Origin of the sequence: Caulobacter zeae (genome assembly GCF_002858925.1) — a bacterium.
GTDB classification, from domain to species: domain Bacteria; phylum Pseudomonadota; class Alphaproteobacteria; order Caulobacterales; family Caulobacteraceae; genus Caulobacter; species Caulobacter zeae.
In genome coordinates this window covers 1-23,724 of record NZ_PJRS01000010.1, presented here as the reverse complement: position 1 = coordinate 23,724, position 23,724 = coordinate 1, and the positions used below count along the sequence as shown (strand labels likewise).

Here is a 23,724-nt window from a genome sequence, read left to right as displayed (position 1 = left end):
ACAGTTAAAGCGGCCGGACCTTGCCGTCCGGCCGCTTCATACTCAAGCCTTTCGAGGTTTGAACTGTTACAAAATCACAGATTCAGCGTCACAAAACGCCCAGCATCTCGGCCACCAGGGGATGGCGGACGATGTCGCGGTCCTCCAGGCGGACGACGGCGATGTTGGACATCTGCTCGAAGCGGTCGGCCACGTCGCCCAGGCCCGAGATGCCCGGCAGCAGGTCCGACTGGTTCGGGTCGCCGGTGACCACCATGGTCGAGTGCCAGCCCAGGCGCGTCAGCAGCATCTTCAGCTGCATGTAGGTGCAGTTCTGGGCCTCGTCGATCACCACGAAGGCGTTGTTCAGGGTGCGGCCGCGCATGAAGCCGACAGGGGCGATTTCGATGGCGCCCTCGGCCATCAGGGCCCGCATGCGCTTGACCGAAAGGCGATCGGTCAGGGCGTCGTAGAGTGGCCGCAGGTAGGGGGCCAGCTTGTCTTCCATGTCGCCCGGCAGGTAGCCGATCGACTCCCCGGCCTCGACGGCGGGGCGCGACAGGACGATCCTGTTGACCCGGCCAGCCTCGAGAGCCTCCACGGCCTTGGCGATGGCCAGATAGGTCTTGCCCGTGCCGGCGGGACCCAGGGCCAGGACCAGGTTCTTGCTGTCCATCGCGTCCATGAGCTGGGCCTGGCCTGGCGATTTCGGTTTTATCGTCTTGATGTAGCTCTGATCCCTGGGCGCGTTGTCGGCGTCGCCGAGGGGCGACCAGCCGCCGCGATGCTCCACCGGCAGGCGACGCACCTTGGCGTCGTCGTCGTAGCGGCCGTCAGCGCCTTCGCGCACCATCCGCTTCAGGGCTCGCTTGGTCATCAAAGCCTCCATTCGGGCATGAAAAAAGGACGAGGCCGTAAGGCGTCGTCCTTGGGTCGATGAGAGGAGCAGAAGACGGAGCCGCAGGCGCGGCCGGGCGGCTCGGTGGAGCCCCTGGAAGGCAGTGCTGTACGCCGGAACGCCGAACGCAAGACCCTGTTCTCCGTCGTCAGGAGGCCGCGGTCGGTATGGTCCGCGGCGGATACGGAAGGAAGTCTCCCGATGAGAGGATGTTCCATGCCGAATCACCGGATTTACAATGGGGTGATTATGGTTTCTGAGCGATTAAGTTTTTGCGTGCCGAAAGAACACGGGGTGTACGGATGACTGTCTATTCGTTGGGCGATACGGCCCCCACGCTTCCCCCCGAGGGCGAATGCTGGATCGCCCCGACCGCCAGCGTGATGGGCAATGTCGTGCTCAAGCAGAACGCCAGCGTCTGGTGGGGCGCGGTGGTGCGCGGTGACAACGACCCGATCACCATCGGCGAGAACAGCAACATCCAGGACGGTTCGGTGCTGCATACCGACGCGGGGATCCCGCTGACCATCGGCGCCAACGTCACCGTCGGCCACATGGTGATGCTGCACGGCTGCACGATCGGCGACGGCTCGCTGATCGGCATCGGCTCGATCATCCTCAACGGAGCGAAGATCGGGAAGAACTGCCTGATCGGCGCCGGCGCCCTGATCACCGAGGGCAAGGAGATCCCCGACAACTCGATGGTGGTGGGCGCGCCGGGCAAGATCATCCGCGAGGTCAGCGAGCACCAGGCGATGATCCTGCAGGCCTCGGCCCTGCACTACGTGCAGAACTGGAAGCGCTATCGCGCCGGCCTCAAGGCGATCTGACAGGAAAAGCGCAGGAGCGCCGCCCGGAGGGGGGGATGGGCGGCGCTCCTGTCAGACCCGCGCAAGGGGCTTGAGCGCGGGGCCTTCTCACGACGGCGGCGGGACTGTCGCCGGCGTGGAAGTCGGATGGACCGGGAAGGCGCTCTCCACGAAGCCGCCGGTCGATCTGATGACCGGCATGATGGCGGCCGGCCCTTCCGATCGGATTAAGGTTGAGTTCGCGCAAAATCAGTAACGATGTTCTGCGGTTTTCCGGGGCGAGGCGCGGGCGGAAACCTCGTCATCCAAGCCTGGGTGCGCAGGGCTCGTCTTAAGGGCGAGCCGTCCTCGTATTTTCCGGATAGAACGAGGCCGGCCGGGGTCTTTTCCCCATCGCCGCGGATCGTCCGGCTCTGCTGAAGGCTCGTCCTGCGGCAACATGACCGCAAGGCCGCCTTGGCGTCTCGAGGGGCGCGGGCGGTCTGGCCATTTGTTGAGGGATTGGGCCGCGCCGGGCGTATTGTCTTGGCGAGAGCCAGGGAAACCGACATGAGCGAAGAGCTCGACCACTTGATCGAAGCGATGCGGCGCCAGCCGCAGGCCCGGCTGGACGGCCTGGAGGGGCGCGTGTGGGCGCGGATCGACGCCCTGCGCCAGCCCTCCGGCATGCTGCTGACGCCGCTGCGCGCCGCCGCGGTGGTGGCCGCCCTGGGGATCGGCATGATCGGCGGCAACATCGCCACGACCTCGACGACGAGCAAGCCGGTGGAGATCGCGGCCTTTTCGGTCGACGCCCACCTGGCGCCGTCGACCCTGCTGGACGGTCGGTGATGGCGGTTTCGCGCGGCGCGGTGCTGACCGTGGTGCTGGCCCTGGCGGCGGGGATCGGCGGCGGCTGGCTAGGGTCTGGCCATCTGGTCCCCAAGCACGAGCCGCCGTCGCTCCACGATGTCGTCCACAACGAGCTGAAGCTGACCGCCGAACAGGATCGCCGCATAGAGGCGCTGGAGCAGGACTTCGCCGTGCGCCGGCGCGCGCGGGAGGCCGAGCTGCGGGCCGCCAACGCCCAGCTGGCCGCCGCCATCCAGGCCCGCCACGAATATACGCCCGAGGTCGCCGCGGCGGTCGAGCGCTTCCACGTGGCGATGGGAACCCTGCAGAAGGAGACCGTCGAGCACGTGCTGGCCATGCGCAAGGAGCTGACCCCGGCGCAGGCGGCCAAGTTCGATCGTCGCGTCAGCGAAGCGCTCACGCCCGAGACCCCGTGAACCGGCCCTCGGGTGACGAAGACGACGGCGCGCTGGCCCGCAGGGCGGCGCGGGGCGACGAACTCGCCTTCAGCCTGCTCATGCGTCGTCACAAGGGCCGGCTGCACGCCTTCGCCCGGCGTCACCTGGGCGACGCCGACGCGGCTCTGGACGTCGTGCAGGAAAGTTTCGTCGCCGCCTGGAAGGCGCTGAACCGCTACGATCCTGCACGTCCGTTCTCGACCTGGCTGGCCGCCATCGCCCTGAACAAGTGCCGCGACCGCGGCCGGCGCCTGAAGGTGCGGCGGCTGATCCTCGGCGAACGCTCGATCGACGCGCCGGGAACCCCCGACTACGCCGACCCCGCGGCCGGACCCGAAACCCAGGCCCTGCGCGCCGAGCAGGTGGCGCGGCTGGAGCGGGCGATCGCGCGGCTTCCCGACCAGCTGAAGGAGCCGCTGATCCTGACCAGCCTGGAGGGCCTGTCGCAGCAGGAAGCCGCCGATCTGCTGAAGGTCAGCGCCAAGGCGGTGGAGACCCGCGTCTACCGGGCCCGCCGGCGGCTGGCCGAATGGCTGGCCGAGGCCTGAAACATTTTGCCGGGAGGCTGAGGGAAGGGCGCGCGGGGCGCGTAGCATGGGGCGAGACCGCGTCGCGTCCGGACAGGGCGCTCCCCCCGGCGCGCCGTACGAAGGACTGACATGCGTATCTCCCGCGGGGCCCTGGACCGCCGCCGTTTCCTGCGATCCCTGGCGATCCTCGGCGGCGGCGCGGCGCTGGCCGACCTGCTGCCCGCCTGGGCGCTTCCTGCGCGGGCAGCCGAGCGCTCGCCCGCGGCGCTGAGCGGCGAGGACATTCATCTGAAGATCGGCCACGCGACCCTTTCGGTGGACGGCCGCGCCAGCCATGCGGTGACGATCAACGGAACCGTGCCCGGACCGCTGATCCGGCTGAAGGAAGGCCAGACCGTCCGGCTGCACGTCAGCAACGGCCTGGAGGAAGAGACCTCGATCCACTGGCACGGCCTGCTGGTGCCGTTCGAGATGGACGGCGTGCCGGGCGTCAGCTTCCCGGGGATCAAGCCGGGCGAGACCTTCGTCTACGAGTTCAAGGTCAAGCAGTCGGGGACCTTCTGGTATCACAGCCATTCGGGCCTGCAGGAGCAGGTCGGCCACTACGGCCCGATGATCATCGATCCGGCGGGCGAGGACCCGGCAGCTTTCGATCGCGAGCATGTCGTGGTGCTGTCGGACCACACCCGCGTCCACCCCCACCAGATCTTCCGCCGGCTCAAGCAGCAGAGCGGCGCCTTCAACTTCCAGCGCCAGACGATCGCCGGCCTGTTGAAGGGCAAGGATCAGACCCTGGCCGAGCGCCTGGAGTGGGGCCGGATGCTGATGGACCCGACGGATATCTCCGACGTCACCGGGGCGGCCTACACCTTCCTGATCAACGGGCGAGGCCCCAGCGACAACTGGACGGGCCTGTTCACGCCCGGCGAGCGGGTGCGGCTGCGGTTCATCAACGCCGCCGCCCAGTCGGTGTTCAACGTCCGCATCCCGGGGCTGAAGCTGACCATGGTGGCCGCCGACGGCCAGCACGTGCGGCCAGTCGAGGTCGACGAATTCCAGATCGGCAACGCCGAGACCTATGACGTCATCGTCCAGCCGGTCGAGGACAAGGCCTTCACCATCGTCTCGGAATCGGTCGACCGCTCGGGCCTGGGCCGCGCCACGCTGGCGCCTCGGCCGGGCATGAGCGCCGAGGTTCCGCCAGTCCGCCAGCGGCCCCTGGCCAACATGCGCGACATGGGCATGGACATGTCGGGTATGGATCATGGCGGCATGGATCACGCGGCCATGGGCCACGCCATGCCCGCGGCCGAGCCCGGCATGGCCCCGCCGCGCGCCCGGGGCGGCGACGTGATGGCCAAGGGCGACATGGGCGGCATGGACATGTCCATGCGCAATCCCGACAACGCCCCCCATGTCCCGCTCGGTCCCGGCGTGCAGATGCTCTCGCCCATGGCGGTGGACCGCAGGGCAGAGCCCGGCCAGGGGCTGGAGAGCGTCGGCCATCGGGTGCTGGTCTATCGCGACCTCGTGGCGCTGGAGCCCAATCCCGACCAGCGCGCGCCCGAACGGTCGATCGAGATCCACCTGACCGGCAACATGGAGCGCTTCATGTGGGGCTTCGACGGCCGCAAGTTCAGCGACAGGCCGCCGCCCTATTCGTTCCGGCATGGAGAGCGGGTGCGGGTCGTGCTGGTCAACGACACCATGATGGCCCACCCGATCCACCTGCACGGCCACTATTTCGAACTGGCTTTCGGCCCCGTCGGGCGCATGCCGCGCAAGCACACCGTGATCGTGCTGCCGGGCGGCCGGGTCGCCTTCGACTTCACCGCCGAGACCGGCGACTGGGCCTTCCACTGCCACATGCTCTACCACATGCACGCGGGGATGTTTCAGGTCTTCAGCGTACGGGACGGCCAGGGAGAGGGCGCGTGATGAAGGCCTCCCTGATCGCCCTGCTGCCGTTGCTGTGGGCCGGCCCGGCCCTGGCGCAGCACGACCACCACGCGCCGGCGCCGGCCGATCCGCACGCGGGTCACGACATGGGCGCGACGCCGGCGGCGCCGCAGGCCGCGCCCGATCCCCATGCCGGCCACGACATGGGCGCCATGGCGGACCAGCCGTCGCCCGAACCGTCGCCTGAGTCTTCGACCGAGCCGCCGCCTCTGCCCGACCGCGAGACCGCCGCTCCGCCGGCGCCGAGCGACCATCTGGCCGACCGGATCTTCGATCCGGCCACCATGGAGCGGGCGCGTGCGGTGCTGCGCCAGGAACACGGCGGGGCCCAGGCCTCGCAGGTCATGCTCAACCTCTTCGAATACCGGGCCCGCTCCGGCGGCGACGGCTATCACTGGGCCGGCGAGGCCTGGTTCGGCGGCGACATCGACCGGCTGGTGATCAAGTCGGAGGGCGAGGGCGACCGTCACGGCGTCGAGAGCGGCGAGGTGCAGGCGCTCTATTCGCGGGCGATGGGCCTCTATACCGACCTGCAGGTCGGCGTCCGCCAGGACCTGGAGCCCACGTCGCGCACCTATGCGACCGTCGGGTTCGAGACCCTGCTGCCTTACTGGATCGAGGCCGAGGGCGCGGTCTTCGTGTCCGGCAAGGGCGACGTCCTGGCCAGGGCCGAGGGCGCGATCGACTGGCGCCTGACCCAGCGCCTGATCCTGCAGCCGCGCGCCGAGCTCAACTTCGCGGCCCAGGACGTGGCCGAGACCGGTACGGGCTCGGGCCTGTCGGACGCCGAGCTCGGCCTTCGCCTGCGCTACGAGGTGCGGCGCGAGTTCGCCCCCTATGTCGGCGTCACCTGGGGGCGGCGCTTCGGGCGCACCGCCGACTATGCGCGCGCCGCCGGGGAAGAGGTTTCAGACACCAGCCTGGTGCTGGGCCTGCGGGCCTGGTTCTAGCGCCCCTCAGTCATTGGTTCACGGAGTAAGCTCATGAAAGTTCTCGGCATCGCCGGCGGCCTGGCCGCCCTGGCCCTTCTCGCCCAGCCGGCCGCGGCTCAGGACGATCACGCCGGCCATGCGGGCCATGCCGCCCCCGCCGCCGCCTCGGCGATCGAGGCCGTCGGCGTGGTGCGGGCGGTCGACGTCAAGGCCGGCAAGGTCACCCTGGCGCACGAGGCGATCCCGGCCCGCAAGTGGCCGCCGATGACCATGGCCTTCAAGGTTTCCGATCCGGCCCTGCTGAAGGACCTCGCCGTCGGGACCAAGGTCCGCTTCAAGCTGGACGGCCAGACGATCACCGGCCTCACCGCGCTCTAGGCCGCAGCCGCATCGACAAGCCGGGCGCGTGAAGGCGCTCAGTCGATGGCCGGCGTTGTTCTCATGCCTGCGTCTTGAGGGACGCTCACGCCATTCCGGCGATCGGCTTCGTTCTTCTTCTTCTTGTCTTGGTCGTGGTGCCATTTGATGGAGAAGAACATGCCGACGCCCAGCACTATGATCTTGAGCGGGAAGAAGATTACAGGAAACAGATCTACCCAAGTCACAATGTTACTCCTGGGTGGCGTCGAAGGCTGACGCGCATCCTTTTGCCAAGGAGTAGCGGTCTATCAATTTTATCGGTTCGGGTGTCGTGGACAAAGTGTCCAAGCACGGCAGTCAGCGTCGCTGCGCAGTCCCGCCGCGGGACCGCGCAGCTTAAGCCCGGGCCAAGGCGCTGGCCGCCTTGCCGTCATACTGGCCGCCGAAGCTGGTCTTCAGGTGGGCCATGATCGCGCCGACATTGGCGTCGGGGTTCTTGGCCCGGAAGTCGTTGATGGCGTCGCGCAGTTCGGCTTCCGTCATCTGCTTGGGGCCATACGAGGACAGGACCGCCAGTTCGGTTTCAGCCGCCTTGGTCCGTTCGTCCACCTTCGACGTATCGCCACCGGCCTGGATCAGGCGCGCCCGTTCGGCCGCCAGGTTTTCCAGCGTCAGCTTGGTGTTCTTCACGAACTTCGCGACGGTCGCGACGACCTTCTCGTCGGTGACTTCCGTCACGCCGCGCTTGAATTCCTCGGTCGTGATCTGCGTGGCTTCGCCGATCAACGTGGTGAGCACGTCCGCCTTCAGGCGGTCGCCCAGCTTGCGCGCCGCCAGTTGGTCAGCCTTCAGCTCGTCGAGCAAAGCCATGTCGTCGTCCTTTCAGTTCACTCTATTCGTAGCGCTTTAAGTGTATGGTGGCCGCGGCTCTTCAAGGGCACGGGCGGGGCGGGAGACACGGGCGGTGTCCGGGCCAGATCCCCCTCCCGTCTGGGTAGCGAGCTCGTATATCGCGGACAAGGCAAGGGGCGCACGGCTGGCGACTTGAAAGACTGCGAGGGACTAGATCGGCTCCAGCATCTCGGCGAGTGCAAGCACCGCCGTCCACGTCCGCCCCGTGATCCGCGAGCCGAGGGTCTTCTCGACCAGGCTGGTGGTCAGCTTCGAGCCGCCCAGGCCGTCGGGATAGATCGCATAGATCTGGCGGCTTTCGGCCCGCGCCTGCTCGTTCCCGCGGATCGCCGCGCGCAGGGCGCCCATGGCCTTCTTGTCGGGGGTGTCCTTGCAGAACAGGGTCATCAGCCAGCCCGGATCGGCCGCCGCGAAGTCCGGGAACGGGTTGGCCGCGACCAGGGCCCGCCAGGCCTCGGCGGTGCGGACATAGACATCGGTGCGCAGGCCCAGGCGCGCCATCAGCTCGGTTTCGATCTGGGTCTGAAGTTCCGCGCCGGTGCGCTCGCCGCTCTCAAACACCAGGTCGCCGAGCTTGGGGCCCATGCGGATTTCGGTGTGGCCGAGATCGGTCAGCAGACCGGTCAGCTCGTCGGCGGTGATCAGGCGGCCGCCGGCGGCGTTGACGCCGCGCAGCAGGGCGATGTGGAGGGACATGGTCGGGCCTTTCGAACGAGGCGGCTGCTTAAGCCCTGGGCGGGCCGCCGTCGCGGGGTATTTGCGGTCGGCGTTTCCTACGCGAGGTCCGTCGCCCCTGGCAAAGATCCTGGCTGTTGGATGGGCGGCCGACGGAGTCTCAAGAACATCCAGGTGCGCCGCTGAACGCCCTCTTCCAGGATACAACGCAATGCCGGCTCATGGCGCAGCGTGAATCCGCCGATCGTGCGCGGCCGCCTCTCGCATTATTGACAGCCTAAGCCTGTTTTAGGGACAGCTCTAACCTGTACCGACAATGCGATGCCCCCCTTGCCGCCGCCTCGGGACCGGGTCACTCTCTGTCTTAACAACGATAACATTGTGGGAGGGACGCCATGTCGGGCACGCGCTTCGACTACGTCATCATCGGCGCCGGTTCGGCGGGTTGCGTGCTGGCCGCGCGGCTGAGCGAGGATCCGGCGGTGAAGGTGCTGCTGCTGGAGGCCGGCGGCAAGAACGGCTCGGTGCTGGTGCGGATGCCCGCCGGCGTGGGCGAGCTGATCAAGGCCAAGGGCGAGAGCAACTGGGGCTTCTGGACCGAGGCCGAGCCGCATCTCGACGGCCGCAAGCTGTGGTGGCCGCGGGGCCGGGGCCTGGGCGGCAGCTCGGCGATCAACGGCATGATCTATATCCGCGGCCACGCGCGCGACTATGACCAGTGGCGGCAGATGGGGCTGTCGGGCTGGTCCTACGCCGAGGTGCTGCCCTACTTCAAGCGCTCGGAAACCTTCCACGGCGGCGGCTGCGCCTATCACGGCGGCGACGGTCCGCTGCACGTCTCGGCCGGCGAGTCCGACAGTCCGTTCTACAAGGCGGTGATCGAGGCCGGCCGCCAGGCGGGCCATCCGGTGACCAAGGACTTCAACGGCTTCCAGCAGGAAGGCTTCGGGCCCTACGACCTGACCATCCGCGACGGCAAGCGCTGGAGCGCGGCCGCGGCCTACCTGGCCCAGGCCCTGTCGCGGCCCAACCTGACCTGTCTGACCGAGGCGCGCACCACCCGCATCGTGGTCGAGAACGGCAAGGCGGTCGGCGTCGAGTACGTGATCGGCAAGGGGGCGCAGAAGGCGACAGCCTATGCCGACGCCGAGGTGCTGCTGAGCGCCGGGGCGGTGCAGTCGCCTCAGATCCTGCAACTGTCGGGGATCGGCGATCCGGACGCCCTGAAGGCCGCCGGCGTGACGCCTGTGCACGAGGCTCGCGGCGTCGGCCAGAACCTGCAGGATCACCTGGATGTCTGCCTGTCGTGGACGACCAGGGGGCTGAAGACCGCCTATTCGGCCAACAAGGGGCTGAACAAGCTGGGCGTCGGTTTGTCCTACCTGCTGATGGGCAAGGGGATCGGCCGGCAGAACTTCCTGGAGTCTGGCGCCTTCCTGCGCTCGCGGCCCGATCTCGACCGGCCCGACCTGCAGATCCACGCCGTGCTGGCGATCATGCAGGACCACGGCAAGGTGCTGGTCGAGAAGGACGGCTTCACGTTGCATGTCTGCCAGCTGCGGCCGGAAAGCCGGGGCTCGGTCGGGCTGCAGTCTTCGGATCCGTTCGCCGACCCGAAGATCCTGGCCAACTATCTGGCCGCCGAGGAAGATCGCCGGGCCATGCGCGAAGGCGTGCGGATCGGCCGCGACGTCGCCGCCCAGGGCGCGCTCGATCCCTATCGCGACAGCGAGTACGCGCCGGGCGCCGACGTCAGGAGCGACCAGGAGATCGACGCCTGGATCCGCGCCAAGGCCGAGACAATCTACCACCCGGTCGGCACCTGCCGCATGGGCGCGGCGGGCGATCCGCTGGCGGTGGTCGACGACCAACTGCGGGTGCAGGGGATCGAAGGCCTGCGGGTGATCGACGCCTCGGTGATGCCCACCCTGATCGGCGGCAACACCAACGCCCCGACCATCATGATCGCCGAGCGCGCCGCCGACCTGTTGCGTGGCAAGGCGACCCTGGCGCCGCAGGACGCGCCGGTGTTCGACGGGGTTCCGGCCGCGGCGGCGTGAAGGGGCGGCTGTCAGAAAGGGAAACCTCGTCCTTCGACAAGCTCAGGATGAGGTTTCTCCGGCGCCGTCGTCATGAGTAGTCCTCACTGCGCAAGCTGCCGTTTCGGATAGATCCGTCGCGAAAGCCCAATAGGCCTTATTTCGAAGTTTGATTGCGTGTCCGGGTCCGAAGTCGCGCAAGCTTCGGCTCGCTTTCGCACAAGGATCCGCTTCATGAGCCAACGTCCCCTCGGCCGCTCCGGCCTCTCGATCGCCCCGCTGGTGTTCGGCGGCAACGTCTTCGGCTGGACGGCGGACGAGGCGACCTCGTTTCGCCTGATCGACGCCTTCGTCGACGGCGGCTTCGACGCGATCGACACCGCCGACGTCTATTCGGCCTGGGTTCCGGGGCACGAGGGCGGCGAGTCCGAGGCGACCATCGGCCGCTGGCTGGCGGCGGGCGGCAAGCGCGACCGCATCAAGATCCTGACCAAGGTGGCCAAGTGGCCAAGTGGCCCAGGCGCCCCGGCCTGTCGGCGGCCAACATCGTCGCGGCGCTGGAAGACTCGCTGCGCCGGCTGAACACCGACCATGTCGACCTCTACCAGTCGCACGAGGATGACGCGGCCACGCCGATCGACGAGACGCTGGAGGCCTTCGACCGGCTGGTGAAGGCCGGCAAGGTGCGGGCGATCGGGGCCTCGAACTTCACGCCGGACCGTCTGGAGGCCTCGCTGAAGACCTCGGCCGACAAGGGCCTCGTCCGCTACGAGTCGATCCAGCCGAAGTTCAATCTCTACGACCGCGACGAGGTGGAAGGGGCGCTGGCGCAGCTGACGGCGCGCGAAGGCGTGGGGATCATCCCGTTCTACGGCCTGGCCGCGGGCTTCCTGACCGGCAAGTACCGCAGCGAGGCAGACCTGGAAGGCAAGGCGCGCGGGCGCACGGTGAAGGGCTATCTCAACGACAAAGGCCTGCGGATCCTGGCGGCCCTCGACCAGGCGGCCGAGGCGACGGGCGCCACCCAGGCCCAGGTCGCCCTGGCCTGGATCGTCGCCCACCCGGCCATCACCGCCCCGATCGCCAGCGCCACCAGCGTCGCGCAGCTGGAGGAACTGCTGGCCGGGGTGCGCCTGACCCTGCCGGCCGAGGTCATCGCGGCGCTGGACGAGGCGGGGCGGTAGTCGACAGCCGCGAGGCGAGGGGGTATTCCTTGTTGAGACCAATTCTCAACTAAGGGGCCGCCGATGACCGAGCGCAACGTCAACCAGATTTCCGACTGGAACGGGCGCACCGGCGAGCGGTGGGTGGCCAATCAGGCGCGCCTCGACCGCATGCTCAAGGACTATGGCCAGGCGGCGATCGCCGCCGCGGCGCCGGCCGCCGGCGAGCAGGTGCTGGACATCGGTTGCGGGGCCGGGGCGGGCAGCCTGGAGATCGCCGCCCTGGTCGGGCCGTCGGGCGGGGTGCTGGGCGTCGACGTCTCCGAGCCGCTGGTCGCCCGGGCCCGCGAGCTGGCGGCGGAGGTCGCCAATGTGAAGTTCCAGGTGGACGACGCCAGCCGCGCCCTGCTGCCGGTGGAGCAGTTCGACCTGCTGTTCTCGCGCTTCGGAGTGATGTTCTTCGACGAGCCGGCGGCGGCCTTCGCCCACATGCGGCGAGCACTAAAGCTGGGCGGACGGCTGGCCTTCGTCTGCTGGCGCGGGGCGGGTGAGAACGACTGGGTGCGCCTGCCGATGAAGGCCATCGCGCCGATCGTCGGGGCGCCGGCGCCGCCCCCGCCCGAGGCGCCGGGGCCGTTCTCATTCGGCGACCGGGCGCGGGTGGAGCGGATCCTGGCTGAGGCCGGCTTCGTCGACGTCGCCTTCACCGCCATCGACCATCCGATCACCTTCGGCGAAGGCGAGACCCGCCAGGCGGCGATCGAGGATGCGGTGGACTTGGCCTTCCAGGTCGGGCCGTTGACCCGGGCCTTGGCCGATCAGTCCGACGCGGTGCGAGCGCAGGCGATCCCGCTGGTGCGCGAGGCCTTCGCGGCCAAGGCGACCGGCGAGGCGGTGGTGATCGAGGGCGCAGGCTGGGTGGTCACGGCGCGCAACAGCATGGCGTAAGGGTCGGACGGAGGGGCGCTCCCGCCGTGGCGGCGCTCTCCCGAGCGCCCCTCCGTCCTTCCGGCGTCGTCTCCGGCAAGCCGACGCAAAACCTCCCGCCAGAGCACGGGATGAAACTCGTATGTCGCCGCCTCAGGCGATGAGGCGGCCGTCCAGGCTGGCCAGGCGCAGGCGCGGGGCCTCGGCGTTCGTCGGGGCCAGGGCCTGGATCCGGCGCACGCCCAGCTCGTAGGCCGGGCGGCCCATCAGGCGCTGCATCATGGCGATCGGCTGGTAGAGCCCCAGGAACCGGTCGGCCTCGCCGCTGGCGCCGGTCATCGGGGCCAGAAGCACCTCCATGCCTACCGAGGCCACGCCATGGGCGCGGATGTCGGCGGTGACGACCACGGGCTCGCCCCGGCGGCGGGCCACTTCCAGCGCCGACTTCACCTCCAGCCGGTGCGACAGCGCCCACATCGACAGCTGGTCCTCGCCGCGCAGGTCGCGAGCGTGCAGGTCGGTGACGAAACCGCCGGCCAACCGGAAGGGATAGCGCCCGTTCCCACGCCCGAGGATGAACACCTGGGGCAGCAGGTCAAGGAAATCACCCGGATCGATGCTGGCGCGCGCCGGCATCCGATCGGCGCCGGCCCGGTTTCGCCAATAGTCTATCAACCGTTCCGTGCTTGGATGGAACATCGTCGTCCCCTTGCGGGTCCTTTCGCGGTCCATTTCGACCGCATGGGGCTTGCTAGGAGAACCGGGCCAGGGGCCCTGTCGTATCGTCTTGGCACAGAGTCGAGGCGCGGCGGGCCCATGGCGCGCTTCTTGCTGGAGAACCGGCCGGAAGACGTCGCTGTGTGAAGGGGAGACGCCATGACGGCGCCGAAACTGACCGTGTCCAAGCTGTGGATCGCCATCGGGGCGGCCGTGGCCGGACTCTTCGTGGGCGGCGTCGCCTACGCCCAATGCAACAGCGGCTGCACGCCGACGCCTCCGACCTGCTGCGCGCCTCCGCCCGCGCCCCCGCGCCCGCCCAAGCCGCCGAGCGGCTGCGACAACGGCTGCGGCGGCGGTGGCGGCCACTGGGGCGGCGGCGGCAAGACCAACGTGAACGTGAACGTCAACGTGAACGCCAATGCGAGCGCCAACGCCTCGGTGCGCGCCGGATCCAACGCCTCGGCCGGCGCGACCGTCTATTACGGCGGCGGCGCCCATGGCGGTTACTATTCGGGCCCGCAGCCCACCGGCTACATCCAGGGCCTGAACGTCACCGGCGGCGAAGCCGCGCGTCGCACGGCCTACGAGGCCACCCGCACCCGCTTCAAGCGCGTCGTCGTCCGCGCCGTCTGCCTGGACGACAAGGACATTCCCCATCCGGCTTCGCAGGTCACGCCCGACCGCGAGATCGACGATCTCTATGACGGCGAGCTCTATCGCTGTATCGCCGGCAGCCGCATGCAGTACGTGGTCGGCGAGTATTCCGGCCTGATCGACGCCAGCACCGGCGGCCAGACCTATATCTGCGCCAAGAACGAGGCGCTGTATCACACCCCCGGCGCGCGTGGGGGCCAAGGGGGCGGCGAAGGCGGGACCCTGGTCTGCCGTCCGCAGCGCCCGGCCCGCGACTGCAACGAGCGCTCGCTGCTGCGCCGCTACGGCGCCGGCGTGAAGATCCTGTCGATCCTGACCACCGAGACCTACACCGCCTATCGTGAGGAGACCGTGCGCGAGTCCAGCTCCAGCATGAGCCTCAGCCTCGACGGCGGCGTCGGCGGCGTCGTCTACTGATCACCTGGAGCAGCGCTTTCCTAAAGCGAAGGCCTCCGTCCGAAAGGGCGGAGGCCTTTTTCTTTCCGGCTCGGGCGGGCTCAGGCGTGGGGAGCGGCCGCGTCGCGCTCGGCCTGGAGCAGGGCCTTTTCCTTGGGCGTGAGCGACAGGTCGGAATCGACCGAGAACTCGAAGCCCAGGATCTCGAGCACCAGCGACCTGCGCACGCTGCCCTCGTTCGACAGCAGCCAGGGGTTTCGCTTCACGAGCTTCCTGAGCAGCCACAATGGTAGTTTGATCTTCATCCAGGTCTCCAGCCTTCCACATATCGGTGTAAGCCGGAGTAGCGTCAAATCCGGTCGCCCATCCCGCCGGGCGGGACGGGCGACCGGGCCGGCTACTTGCCTTCCGGCTTGACCTCGAAGGTCCAGCTCTTGTCGTCGGCCAGGAAGGTGCGGGCGGCCTTCTGGACGTCGGCGGCGGTGACGCGCTGCAGGCCGGCGATCACAGAGCGGGTGGCGTCCAGCAGGCGTGGGTCGGTCTGGGCGCCCGACAGCGCGCCCAGCCAGTATTCGTTGGTCTCGCGCGCCTTCTCCAGCTGGTCGATGCGCGGCAGCTTGGCCCGTTCCAGCTCGTCGGCGGTGACCGGCTTGTCGCGCAGGTCGGCGGCGATCTGGCGGACGCTGGCGACCACCTGGTCGATCTTCCCGGGCGGAACCTCGACCGACAGGCCGATATAGCCCCAGCCGGGGAAGGTGGCGTTGTGGGTGGCCGAGACCGAGGGCGAGTAGGTCGCGCCCTGCTTCTCGCGCAGTTCGTCGGTCAGGCGCAGCTGCATCACCGAGGCCAGGACCTGGGTGTTGCGCGAGCGTTGCAGGTCGCTGAACAGGTCGTCGGTCTTCCAGGCCATGAACAGCAGGCCCTGGTCGGCGCGGCCCTTGTGGTGGCGCACCACCGGAACCTTGGACGGTGCGGGGAAGGCGATCCTGGCCGCGTCGGCCGGCGCCGCGACGCCGGTGCGGACGGGCAGGGCGCCGAAGGTCTCGCCGACGGCGGCGATCGCCTTCTCCACCGTGGTGTCGCCGACGACGACGATCTCGATCTGGCCCGTCGACAGCGGACCGCCCACGGCCGCCTTCAGCTGGTCGATCGAGCCGTCGGCGATCTCCTTGCGGTCGGGGAAGGCGAAGCGTTCGTCGCCGGGGTGCATCAGGGACGACAGGTCGCGACCGACCACGCCGCTGCTGGTGCGCTCCAACTGGTCGTGGATCGTGCCGTAATAGGTCTTCACGCGGTTGAAGGCCTCGGGCCGCCAGCCGGCGTCGGACGCATAGGCCGCCAGCACCTGCAGCTCGGTGGACAGGTCCTCGGGGCGGGTGCGGCCCGACAGCACGAAGGCGTCGTCCTCGACGCCGAGGCCGGCGTTCCAGACCTTGCCGGTCAGCACCTGCTCCATGTCCTGGGCGGTGATCTGCTTGAGGCCGCCCTCGATCATCGACGAAGCCGACCACAGCGGGCTCTGGCCGGTCTTCGACAGGTCGAGCAGGCCGTTGCCGATGCGGGCCTTCACCAGGATCTGGTCGTCGCGGAACTTCGTCGGCTTGACCGTCAGGCGCACGCCGTTCTCGAAGCGCACGAAGACGGCGTCCAGATCGGTGACGTCCTTCTGCTCGACCGCCTTGCCGGTCGGACCGAACACCGCATAGGGCCAGTTGGTGGCCACGGGCGCGGCCGGCGGGGCGACCGGGGTCTTGCCGGCTTCCTGGTAGGCGGCCGTGACCGCCGCCTCGCCGCCGTCGATGGCGGTGGGCGTGGGCAGCACGATCAGCGGACCCTGGCCGGCGAACAGCGACTTTACGGCGGCCGAGACGGTGTCGGCCTTGAGATCCTTGGTGATGGCCTCGAAGGCGGCCAGGTTCTGCGAGGGGCTGGTGGGCACCTCGCGGTCGCCCAGCGCGCCGACGATCTGGCCGGCCAGGGCGGGCGTGCGCTGGGTGGCCTCGCCGGCGGCGGCGGCCACGTAGGAGGCCCGCATGGCGGCGATCTCGCGGTCCAGCTCGTCCTGGCGCACGCCGAACTGCATCAGCCGGCGCTGTTCCTGGTCGAGCACCTGCAGGGCGGCTTTCCAGCCGCCCGGCTTCACCTGGGCGAACAGGCCGTTGATCTGGGCGGCGTGGTACTGGTCGTTGCGCAGGGCGCCGGCCGAGATGAACGGCGGCTCGGCGCTGCGGGTCAGGGCGCGCAGGCGGCGGTTCAGCACCGCCATGCCCAGCGACTCCAGCATGTATTCGCGGTCGGACGCCTTGCTCTCGACGCGCAGGTCGGGCGACTGCACCCAGCCCAGCTGGACGGACTCGCCCGAGCCCGGCTCGACGATGACCTTGGCGGTCAGGCCGCGCTGGGCGATGGGGCCAAGGTCAGGGCGCTTGCCCGGCTCGCCCTGGCCCCTCCAGTCGCCGAACTTGGCCTTGATCTTGGCCTCCATGGCGTCGACGTCGAAGTCGCCGACGGCCACGAACACCGCGTTCTCGGGGCGATACCAGGCCTGGTAGAAGTCGCGGATGCGCTGGGCCGGGGCGGTGGAGATCACCTCGGTCGTACCGATCGGCAGGCGCGAGGGCGGACGCTGGCCCTCCAGGTTGAAGGCGAAACCCTGTTTGAAGACGCGATAGCCGGGGCTGTCGCGGGTGCGCTCTTCCGACAGCACCACGCCGCGCTCGCGGTCGACGGCGGCCGGGTCGATGGTCAGCTCGCCGGCCGCCTCGCGCAGCAGCATCATGGCGTCGTCGACCGTGCCGTCGTCGGTCTTGGGTAGGTCGAGGGTGTAGGTCGTCTCGTCGAAGCTGGTTGAGGCGTTGGTGTCGGCCCCGAAGGCCAGGCCCCGGCGCTCGAGGATCTTGACCATCTCGCCTTCGGGCACGTTCTTCGACCCGTTGAAGGCCATGTGCTCGAGGAAGTGGGCCAGGCCCTGCTGGTCGTCGGCCTCCATCAGCGAGCCGGCGTCGAACCACAGGCGCAGCGCGCCCTGGCCGGGCGGGGTGGCGTTCTTGCGGATGGCGTAGCGCATGCCGTTCTCCAGCACGCCGAAGCGGATGGCCGGATCGACGGCGACGTCCGAGACCTCGTGCGGCCACTGGCCGGGCTTGAGGTCGGAGAACTGGGGTCCGGCGGTCTTGATCGGCGCGGCGGGCGCCTTGGCCGGAACCGGGGCGACCGATGACGGCGCGGCGTCCGCCTTCTTGTCCGAGCCGGGCAGGACCGAGGAGAGGGTGGAGCAGGCGGTGAGCGCCAGGCCGGCGGAAACGACGAGCGCCAGGCGCGAGACAGAGATCATGGAGACCGTTCGATTACCGGAAGTGTCGGGGCGGCAGCTAAGCCTTCGCGCGTGGCGCAAGCAAGGCCGCGCGGCGGCGAAGTCGGCGTTCGGCGCTTCAGAATTGCAACAACCGCGCGTCTGGCCTGTGGGAAACTCGCTCATCCGCCTTGCGGAAGGCGGGGCGGCCGCCCACTCCCTAAGGGGCCGGAAAGTCGTCCGGCGGCGAGGGAGTGCGTCACATGCGTCTTTGGCTTGCGGGCTTTGCGGCCCCCGTCGCGATCCTGGCGGCCCTGTCCGGTGCGCCGACGGCGGCCCTGGCGCGACCCCAGGCTGTCCCCGCCGCGATGGCGCCGGCGCCCGACGCGGCGCTGTCCGCCCGCATCGACGCCGTCGTCGACCGCGCGATCGCCGACCAGCGCCTGGTGGGCGCGGTGGTGCTGGTCGCCCGCGACGGCAAGCTGGTCTATCACCGCGCCGCCGGCCTCGCCGACCGCGAGGCCCAGGCGCCGATGCGCGAGAACACCGTCTTTCGCCTGGCCTCGGTGACCAAGCCCTTCGTCAGCGTGGCGATCATGCGCCTGGCCGAGGAGGGGAAGCTGTCGCTGGCCGATCCGGTGACCAAGTGGCTGCCCGACTTCAAGCCGGCCCTGGCTGACGGCTCGACGCCCGAAATCACGCTGGGCCAGCTGCTCAGCCACACCGCCGGCCTGACCTATGGCCTGGCCGAAAAGGCCGATCACCCCTACCACCAGCTGGGCGTCTCGGACGGCCTCGACATCTCGGGCCTGACGCTTGAGGAGGACGTCGCCCGCATCGGCAAGGGGCCGCTGGCCTTCGCGCCGGGGTCGGCCTGGCGCTATTCGCTGGCCATCGACGTGCTGGGCCTGGTGGCGCAAAAGGCCGACGGCCATCCGTTGCCGCAAGTGGTGGCGCGCACCGTCACGGGGCCCCTGGGGCTGAAGGACGCCGGCTTCCAGGCGACCGACCCTGCCCGCCTGGCCACGCCCTACGCCAACGCCAACGCCAGCCCGGCCCCGACGCGGATCACCGACAACCAGGATGTCTCGCTGGGCGCCACCGCCGTGCGGATGGCCCCCAGTCGCGCCGTCGACCCGGCCGCCTTCCCCTCGGGCGGCGCGGGCATGGTCGGCACGGCCGGCGACGTGCTGGCCCTGCTGGAGGCGGTGCGCACCGGCGGCGGCCCGATTCTCTCTGCGGCCAGCGTCCAGGCCATGACCTCCGACCAGGCCGGTATCAAGGCCGCGACGCAAGGTCCCGGCTGGGGCTTCGGCTACGGCTGGGCGGTGCTCGACGATCCGGCCATCGCCAAGACCCCGCAAGGCGCGGGGACCCTGGCCTGGGGCGGAGTTTACGGCCACAACTGGTTCGTCGACCCCAAGGCCAAGCTGACCGTGGTGCTGCTGACCAACACCGCCTTCGAAGGCATGAACGGCCAGGTGACGCGCGAGCTGCGCGACGCGGTGTACGGGCGGTAGGGGCGAAAGGAACCTCCCCCTCTGGGGGAGGCGATCGCGTAGCGATCGAAGGGGGGGAGTTGGTGGTGACTTTCCAACGCCGCTGAAGCTGAAAACGGCCCCCCACTGGCCTTCGGCCGCCTCCCCCACAGGGGGAGGATCCCCTCTCTAGTTCGACCTCACATAGAACGCCGCGTCGTTGCCGACCGCGCGGGCGGTGCTGGTGACCGAGCGGGCCGAGCCGGTGACGGTGGTGGTGGCGCGCGCGGAGACGTCGGCGTTGTTGGTCTGGGTGTTGCTCGTGGTCATCGAGCCGCCGCAGGTTCCGCACACATAGCCGCCCACCGAGTTGCCGGCCGCGCTGGCGCGGGCGCCGATGTCGTAGCCGTCGTGGCCCTCGGCGCTGGCGATCACCTCGACGCCGCCGCCGTCATTGGTCTGGACGTTGTCGAGCACCAGGGCGGCGCCCGTGTTGCTGACGACCGCGGCGTTGCCCACGCCATAGGCGCTGCTGCCCGCCGCCCCGAACTGGTAGGACGTGGTCTCGGCCTGCGAGCGCACATAGGCGGTGTTGTACTGGTGGTTGGCCACGTCGAGCAGCGGGCCGACATTGGTGGCGTTGAGGTTGTTGCCGGCCGCCGAGGTCGAGGTCTCGGTCAGATAGGCGTTGCCGTAGGCGGTGAACTTGCTGGCCTGGACCAGGTCGGCGGTGTTGCCCTGGTCGGTGATGACCCGGGCGGCCGACTGGTTGGCGCCGTCGATGTCGATGTGGTTGCCCGCCGCCGTGCCGGCCACGGTCGAGGTTCCGCTGACATACTGCACGATCGCGCCGCCGTCGGCCATGACGTCGCCGGAGTTGGCCTGGCTGATCCGCGCCCCGGCCGCGCCGTTCTGCAGCCACAGGCCTTGGGTGTTGCCGGTGGCCTGGGTGTCGATGGCGAGGTCGCCGGCCCGGGCCGTCTCGCCCTCGACCTGGCCGCGGGCGGTGACCGCGCCGCTGTTGGTCTGGACCATGAAGCCGCGGTAGGTCGCTTCTTCCGCCCCGGCGTTGCCGAAATTGCCGGCCGCCTGGGTCGCCACCACGCTGGAGGCGCCCATCGAGCCGGAGGCGTTGACCACAGTGTGGCCGTAGACCGAGCCTTGGTTCACTTGGTTGGAGGTGGCGTCGACGTCCACGCGCGAGCCCGCGATGCCGACAGTGTTGCCGGTGGCCGAGGTCGATGCGCTGACGCCTTCCTGGACGGCGACGACGTTCAGGGTCTGCTCGCTGAAAATCTCGCCGAGGTTCAGCTGGTCGTTGAGAACCTGGCCCTGGGCGAAGGCGCTAGTAGCGGCCGCGACGCACAGAGGGATCGCTGCGATCGTTCCAGCGAGACGGATCTTCGCGGGTCTGCGCATTGTTGCTTCCCAGGTTGTTGTAGGCGGGCGTGAAGGCGCCCGTGACGCCGACGGTGTCGGCCCCGAAGGGGTCGGACTGCAGGCAGCTTTGCGGACCCGGCATGCCGTAGAGGTTGGCGCTCATCTCGACGACCGAACGCTCGATCAGCGAGCGCACGGCCAGTTGCACTGGCTCCAGCGCGCCCTTGCCGGCCGACAGGTCGAACAGGTTGTTGTTGGCGAAGGCGAAGATGCCCGCGCTGACTTCGCGACCGATCACCTGCTTCTGGTAGGAGATGACGTCTTCCACCACCAGGGTGCGGCTGTTGATCAGGCGCAGGTCCATGGCGATGTTCATCACGAACACGCGGCGCTTGAAGTTGGCCTTCAGCCCGTCGGTGTCGAGGTCGCCGCCGTAGAGGTCCGCGCCCGCCGAGTGGATGTTGTAGTTCAGCTCGGTGACGCCGCCGACGAGGTAGAAGTCCGAGCCGGCGACCTGGCCGGCGACGATCTTGCGATAGTCGGCCGGGGCGTCCGGCGTCGGGGCCGGGCGGTCGGAGATCAGCTTGTTGTTGGCGTACTTCAGCTCGAGTTCCGACACCGAGGTGTCGAAGCGCTCGACCATCGGCATGCCGGCCTTGGCGAAGGCGGTCATCGCCATCAGCGAGGCGCCTTGCGTGACCTTGCGGCCCGAACCGTCGGACTCTTCCTTGCCGGTGTAGTCGGCGATGCGGCCCACGGCGATGCGCGGGGCGGCGACGCGGTTCTGGCGGGCGTAGCTGGCCAGGCAGTTCAGCGCCGTCGAATAGGGGGTGGGGTTGGCCGTCACCGGCGCCGTGCCGATGGGCCGGGCATAGTTGCCAGCGTCCAGGCGCTTGGGCACGCCGCCGCCGCAGGCGCTGAGCGCCGTGCAGGCCGCAGCGACCATCAGGAAGACGCGCTTAGTTGCCATTGGAGACACCGCCGTTGGTCGACGCGCCGGCGCTGACATTGCCGTTGTTGACCTGGTTGGAGTTGACGATCACCGTGTTGTTGTTGCCCTGGGTGATGACCGTCAGGTTGTTGCCGATCGCAGTCGAGCCGGAAAAGCCGCCCAGGCTTCCGACGCCCGAATAGCTGTCCAGCGAGCCCGACGAGCTGCGGCTGGAATAGACGCTCTGGTCGCTGCCGGTGAGCATGACGCCGTCGACGATGACGCGATTGCCGTTGGCGTCGCGGGTCGAATAGTCGACGACGTGGTTTTCCTGGCCGGCGACGCGGCCGTAGCCGGCGTTGTAGGACGCGGAGTTGCTGCTCATGGATTGCGCCATGGCCGGAGCGGCGTCCAGGATCAGCACGCCGGCGAGGGCGGCGACCGCGCCGAGGGCCCGAACCAGGGGCTTGTTGTTCTTCTTTGAGGCCATGACGGGCTCCGCGACTGTCTGTCCGGGGCTTGCAAGCAACCCCCGTGCCAAAACCGGACACGCCATCCTAGGCGGTAAGGTATCCAGAATTGGTTAAACGCGGCGGAGGCGGCGCCTGGGGCGCGCCATGACGCGGGCGGCGCCGTTCCACCATTGATCCCGACGCGGGTTTGCGAGACCCTCGTTACGCAAAGAGCGATCAGGGAGGATTGCGTTTTGTTGGTGTCTCAGATCCTGAAGACCAAGGGCGACCTCGTTTTCACCGCCTCGCCCCAGGAAACCGTCGGCGCGGCCGCGGCGCTTCTGCACAGCCGCAAGGTCGGCGCCATGGTGGTGCTGGAAGCCGACGAGTCCATCGCCGGCATACTGTCGGAACGCGACATCGTGCGGCAGATCGCCAAGGAGGGCGCGAGCGCGCTGTCCAAGCCGATCTCGGCCTGCATGACGCGCGACGTGATCTTCGCCCAGCCCGACGAGAGCGTCGACGACCTGCTGGCCAAGATGACCGACCGCCGCATCCGCCACCTGCCGGTGGCCAAGGGCGGTCGCCTGGTGGGCATCATCTCGATCGGCGACCTGGTGAAGTACAAGATCCAGGAGGCCCAGGCCGAGGCCGACGGGCTGAAGGCCTATATCGCCGCCGGCTGACGGCGGGATCTTCGTGAAGGCAAAGGGCGCTCCTTATAGAGAGCGTGGAAGCAGGCTCGTCCTCATCGAGGGCGGGCCTTTCTAATGGGCGCTCTTCTATATGCGCGGGATCAGCCGATCAGCTCGGCGCCCTGGCCGGTAACCGCGTCGGCCAGGCTGTAGCCCTCGAGCACGGCGGCGGTGGCGTCGCGGGCCCGCAGCAGCGCCTCGCGCAGGGCGCAGGTGGCCAGGTCGCTGCAATCCTCGCAGCGCCGGAAGGCGGTGCGGCTGACGCAGGGGGCCAGGGCCAGAGGGCCGTCGACCAGGCGGATGATCTCGGCGAAGCTGATTTCCTCGGCGGGGCGGGCCAGCAGATAGCCGCCGAACTTGCCGCGCCGGCTGGTCACCAGCTTGTGGCGGGCCAGGCCCAGCAGGATGGCTTCGAGGAACTTGCGCGGAGCATCGGCGCGCAGGGCCAGTTCGCCGGCCGTGACCTGCTCTTCCGCGCGGGCCAGTTCGACCATGGCGCGCAGGGCGTAGCGGGCTTTCTGGGACAACATCGGCGGCGTCTCTCCTTATAGAGCGCTCTATGGAGGCTGCATGGCGGGGTGCGCAAGCGGTTCCGCTTGATGAGGCCTGGGGCGCCCTCCGGCGATTCCATGCACAGATCCGCTCACAGCTAACCGGCGGGGGTGGGCGAAATTGGGTTGCGGCCGGGCAGGGGGCTGTCTAGAAGCCGCACCTCGCCGCGGGGGACACGCTTCGCCGCTCGGAAATGAAGGTTTCGACTTGCATTTCGAGCGCTGGATCGCTAAGTTCCGCGGTCTCAATCGACTCGGGCAGCTGGATTGCCGACGACCTCTGGTCTTCGGGAAGGAGCGCTTTTGTTGCTTTTGTAGGGCTTTGGTTCTTCGGAAGTTTCTGAAAAGAGTTGGTTGACGAGGATTGGTTGTTTCAATAGAAGCGCCGCCTCGTTCATCGGGATTGAAGAGTTCACAAGAATTCGGAAGTGCTGGTGAAGAAGTCGAGCAGGGCTTTCTTAGAAAGAATTGCTTGACAGGGTTTGGTGGTTTCTTTAGAAGCTGCTGGCTCGCTGAACTGGGAACTTTCCTGGTTCGGCATCGGGTCGAAAAGTTTTGAAAAAAACGATTTGACACGGAATTCGAGGTTAGCTAAATAGCCGCCTCCGCCGACACCGGGCGCTAAACGGTGGGGCCGCTCCCCGGTTACGGAGGCGGCTTGGAGCTCCGGCTCTGGTCTTTGACATTGTTGATTTGGAAAGAG

General features: G+C 68.7%; 25 protein-coding genes and 1 pseudogene. 14 read left to right on the top strand and 12 right to left on the bottom strand.

From position 1 onward, the window contains the following. Positions 1 to 88 precede the first annotated feature (88 nt). Positions 89 to 868 (bottom strand): PhoH family protein, encoded by a 780-nt coding sequence (locus SGCZBJ_RS03550; protein ID WP_101716650.1) that lies wholly within the window; start codon positions 866 to 868, stop codon positions 89 to 91. A 311-nt stretch (positions 869 to 1,179) separates the two neighbouring features. On the opposite strand from SGCZBJ_RS03550, the gene SGCZBJ_RS03540 reads away from it, so the two are divergent. The 7 genes from SGCZBJ_RS03540 (at position 1,180) to SGCZBJ_RS03510 (ending at position 6,774) form a co-directional block, all read left to right on the top strand. Next, the gene (locus SGCZBJ_RS03540) at positions 1,180 to 1,707 is read left to right on the top strand and encodes a gamma carbonic anhydrase family protein (protein ID WP_101716648.1); all 528 of its coding nucleotides are present in this window, start codon (positions 1,180 to 1,182) and stop codon (positions 1,705 to 1,707) included. 528 nt (positions 1,708 to 2,235) lie between these two features. Next, a complete protein-coding gene (locus tag SGCZBJ_RS03535; protein WP_101716647.1) occupies positions 2,236 to 2,517 on the top strand; it encodes a hypothetical protein in 282 nt (93 codons plus the stop codon). Continuing rightward, complete coding sequence (locus SGCZBJ_RS03530; RefSeq protein WP_240621404.1) at positions 2,517 to 2,954, top strand: periplasmic heavy metal sensor; 438 nt, start codon at positions 2,517 to 2,519, stop codon at positions 2,952 to 2,954. Before SGCZBJ_RS03535 ends, SGCZBJ_RS03530 begins: the two co-directional genes overlap by 1 nt. After that, a complete protein-coding gene (locus SGCZBJ_RS03525) occupies positions 2,951 to 3,523 on the top strand; it encodes an RNA polymerase sigma factor (RefSeq protein ID WP_240621403.1) in 573 nt (190 codons plus the stop codon). The genes SGCZBJ_RS03530 and SGCZBJ_RS03525 overlap by 4 nt, the downstream gene beginning before the upstream one ends. 111 nt (positions 3,524 to 3,634) lie before the next feature. Beyond that, the gene (locus SGCZBJ_RS03520; protein ID WP_101716645.1) at positions 3,635 to 5,443 is read left to right on the top strand and encodes a copper resistance system multicopper oxidase; all 1,809 of its coding nucleotides are present in this window, start codon (positions 3,635 to 3,637) and stop codon (positions 5,441 to 5,443) included. After that, positions 5,443 to 6,414 (top strand): copper resistance protein B, encoded by a 972-nt coding sequence (locus SGCZBJ_RS03515; RefSeq protein WP_101716644.1) that lies wholly within the window; start codon positions 5,443 to 5,445, stop codon positions 6,412 to 6,414. Before SGCZBJ_RS03520 ends, SGCZBJ_RS03515 begins: the two co-directional genes overlap by 1 nt. 33 nt (positions 6,415 to 6,447) lie before the next feature. Next, complete coding sequence (locus tag SGCZBJ_RS03510; protein ID WP_101716643.1) at positions 6,448 to 6,774, top strand: copper-binding protein; 327 nt, start codon at positions 6,448 to 6,450, stop codon at positions 6,772 to 6,774. A 38-nt stretch (positions 6,775 to 6,812) separates the two neighbouring features. Here the strand turns inward: SGCZBJ_RS03510 and SGCZBJ_RS03505 are convergent, their stop codons facing one another. The 3 genes from SGCZBJ_RS03505 to SGCZBJ_RS03495 all read right to left on the bottom strand — a co-directional run bounded on the left by SGCZBJ_RS03505 (position 6,813) and on the right by SGCZBJ_RS03495 (position 8,364). Then, the gene (locus SGCZBJ_RS03505) at positions 6,813 to 7,001 is read right to left on the bottom strand and encodes a hypothetical protein (RefSeq protein WP_205685310.1); all 189 of its coding nucleotides are present in this window, start codon (positions 6,999 to 7,001) and stop codon (positions 6,813 to 6,815) included. A gap of 151 nt (positions 7,002 to 7,152) precedes the next feature. Continuing rightward, complete coding sequence (locus SGCZBJ_RS03500) at positions 7,153 to 7,626, bottom strand: GatB/YqeY domain-containing protein (protein ID WP_101716641.1); 474 nt, start codon at positions 7,624 to 7,626, stop codon at positions 7,153 to 7,155. 192 nt (positions 7,627 to 7,818) lie between these two features. Further along, positions 7,819 to 8,364 (bottom strand): DUF1697 domain-containing protein, encoded by a 546-nt coding sequence (locus SGCZBJ_RS03495; RefSeq protein WP_101716640.1) that lies wholly within the window; start codon positions 8,362 to 8,364, stop codon positions 7,819 to 7,821. Between the two features lie 374 nt (positions 8,365 to 8,738). On the opposite strand from SGCZBJ_RS03495, the gene SGCZBJ_RS03490 reads away from it, so the two are divergent. The 4 genes from SGCZBJ_RS03490 (at position 8,739) to SGCZBJ_RS03480 (ending at position 12,493) form a co-directional block, all read left to right on the top strand. After that, positions 8,739 to 10,403 carry a choline dehydrogenase gene (locus SGCZBJ_RS03490; RefSeq protein ID WP_101716639.1) on the top strand — a complete coding sequence of 555 codons (1,665 nt, stop codon included), beginning with the start codon at positions 8,739 to 8,741 and terminating at the stop codon, positions 10,401 to 10,403. A gap of 213 nt (positions 10,404 to 10,616) precedes the next feature. Continuing rightward, positions 10,617 to 10,964 carry an aldo/keto reductase gene (locus tag SGCZBJ_RS26595; RefSeq protein WP_276308920.1) on the top strand — a complete coding sequence of 116 codons (348 nt, stop codon included), beginning with the start codon at positions 10,617 to 10,619 and terminating at the stop codon, positions 10,962 to 10,964. Continuing rightward, positions 10,886 to 11,566 (top strand): aldo/keto reductase, encoded by a 681-nt coding sequence (locus SGCZBJ_RS03485; protein ID WP_276308919.1) that lies wholly within the window; start codon positions 10,886 to 10,888, stop codon positions 11,564 to 11,566. Before SGCZBJ_RS26595 ends, SGCZBJ_RS03485 begins: the two co-directional genes overlap by 79 nt. Positions 11,567 to 11,629: 63 nt before the next feature. Then, positions 11,630 to 12,493: a class I SAM-dependent methyltransferase gene (locus tag SGCZBJ_RS03480; protein WP_101716638.1), complete on the top strand. Its 864-nt coding sequence runs from the start codon at positions 11,630 to 11,632 to the stop codon at positions 12,491 to 12,493. Between the two features lie 132 nt (positions 12,494 to 12,625). Here the strand turns inward: SGCZBJ_RS03480 and SGCZBJ_RS03475 are convergent, their stop codons facing one another. After that, complete coding sequence (locus SGCZBJ_RS03475) at positions 12,626 to 13,171, bottom strand: PAS domain-containing protein (RefSeq protein WP_101716872.1); 546 nt, start codon at positions 13,169 to 13,171, stop codon at positions 12,626 to 12,628. Between the two features lie 177 nt (positions 13,172 to 13,348). On the opposite strand from SGCZBJ_RS03475, the gene SGCZBJ_RS03470 reads away from it, so the two are divergent. Next, positions 13,349 to 14,263: a hypothetical protein gene (locus SGCZBJ_RS03470; RefSeq protein ID WP_101716637.1), complete on the top strand. Its 915-nt coding sequence runs from the start codon at positions 13,349 to 13,351 to the stop codon at positions 14,261 to 14,263. 80 nt (positions 14,264 to 14,343) lie between these two features. Here the strand turns inward: SGCZBJ_RS03470 and SGCZBJ_RS03465 are convergent, their stop codons facing one another. Together SGCZBJ_RS03465 and SGCZBJ_RS03460 are read right to left on the bottom strand one after the other, a co-directional pair. Then, positions 14,344 to 14,547 (bottom strand): hypothetical protein, encoded by a 204-nt coding sequence (locus SGCZBJ_RS03465; RefSeq protein ID WP_133149173.1) that lies wholly within the window; start codon positions 14,545 to 14,547, stop codon positions 14,344 to 14,346. 92 nt (positions 14,548 to 14,639) lie between these two features. After that, the gene (locus SGCZBJ_RS03460) at positions 14,640 to 17,576 is read right to left on the bottom strand and encodes a M16 family metallopeptidase (protein WP_101716635.1); all 2,937 of its coding nucleotides are present in this window, start codon (positions 17,574 to 17,576) and stop codon (positions 14,640 to 14,642) included. A 221-nt stretch (positions 17,577 to 17,797) separates the two neighbouring features. Between SGCZBJ_RS03460 and SGCZBJ_RS03455 the strand changes: the two genes are divergently transcribed. Beyond that, positions 17,798 to 19,054 carry a serine hydrolase domain-containing protein gene (locus SGCZBJ_RS03455; RefSeq protein WP_101716634.1) on the top strand — a complete coding sequence of 419 codons (1,257 nt, stop codon included), beginning with the start codon at positions 17,798 to 17,800 and terminating at the stop codon, positions 19,052 to 19,054. Positions 19,055 to 19,201: 147 nt separating this feature from the next. Here the strand turns inward: SGCZBJ_RS03455 and hfaD are convergent, their stop codons facing one another. Genes hfaD through hfaA form a run of 3 tightly spaced genes read right to left on the bottom strand, consistent with a single transcriptional unit; the run spans position 19,202 to position 21,720 of the window. Next, entirely contained in the window at positions 19,202 to 20,431 is a 1,230-nt protein-coding gene (gene hfaD / locus SGCZBJ_RS03450; RefSeq protein ID WP_165799227.1) for a holdfast anchor protein HfaD, read from the bottom strand. After that, positions 20,358 to 21,362, bottom strand: a complete 1,005-nt coding sequence (hfaB, locus tag SGCZBJ_RS03445) for a holdfast anchoring protein HfaB (protein ID WP_101716633.1) — start codon at positions 21,360 to 21,362, stop codon at positions 20,358 to 20,360. Before hfaB ends, hfaD begins: the two co-directional genes overlap by 74 nt. After that, positions 21,352 to 21,720 carry a holdfast anchoring protein HfaA gene (hfaA, locus tag SGCZBJ_RS03440; RefSeq protein ID WP_420808147.1) on the bottom strand — a complete coding sequence of 123 codons (369 nt, stop codon included), beginning with the start codon at positions 21,718 to 21,720 and terminating at the stop codon, positions 21,352 to 21,354. Before hfaA ends, hfaB begins: the two co-directional genes overlap by 11 nt. Before the next feature lie 309 nt (positions 21,721 to 22,029). Here hfaA and SGCZBJ_RS03435 point away from each other — a divergent pair, with 309 nt between their 5' ends. Next, complete coding sequence (locus SGCZBJ_RS03435) at positions 22,030 to 22,461, top strand: CBS domain-containing protein (protein WP_101716631.1); 432 nt, start codon at positions 22,030 to 22,032, stop codon at positions 22,459 to 22,461. A gap of 110 nt (positions 22,462 to 22,571) precedes the next feature. Here SGCZBJ_RS03435 and SGCZBJ_RS03430 read toward each other — a convergent pair whose 3' ends face one another. Continuing rightward, complete coding sequence (locus tag SGCZBJ_RS03430; RefSeq protein ID WP_101711835.1) at positions 22,572 to 23,000, bottom strand: RrF2 family transcriptional regulator; 429 nt, start codon at positions 22,998 to 23,000, stop codon at positions 22,572 to 22,574. A 433-nt stretch (positions 23,001 to 23,433) separates the two neighbouring features. Then, positions 23,434 to 23,724, bottom strand: a pseudogene (locus SGCZBJ_RS25540) (hypothetical protein); the annotation flags it as partial.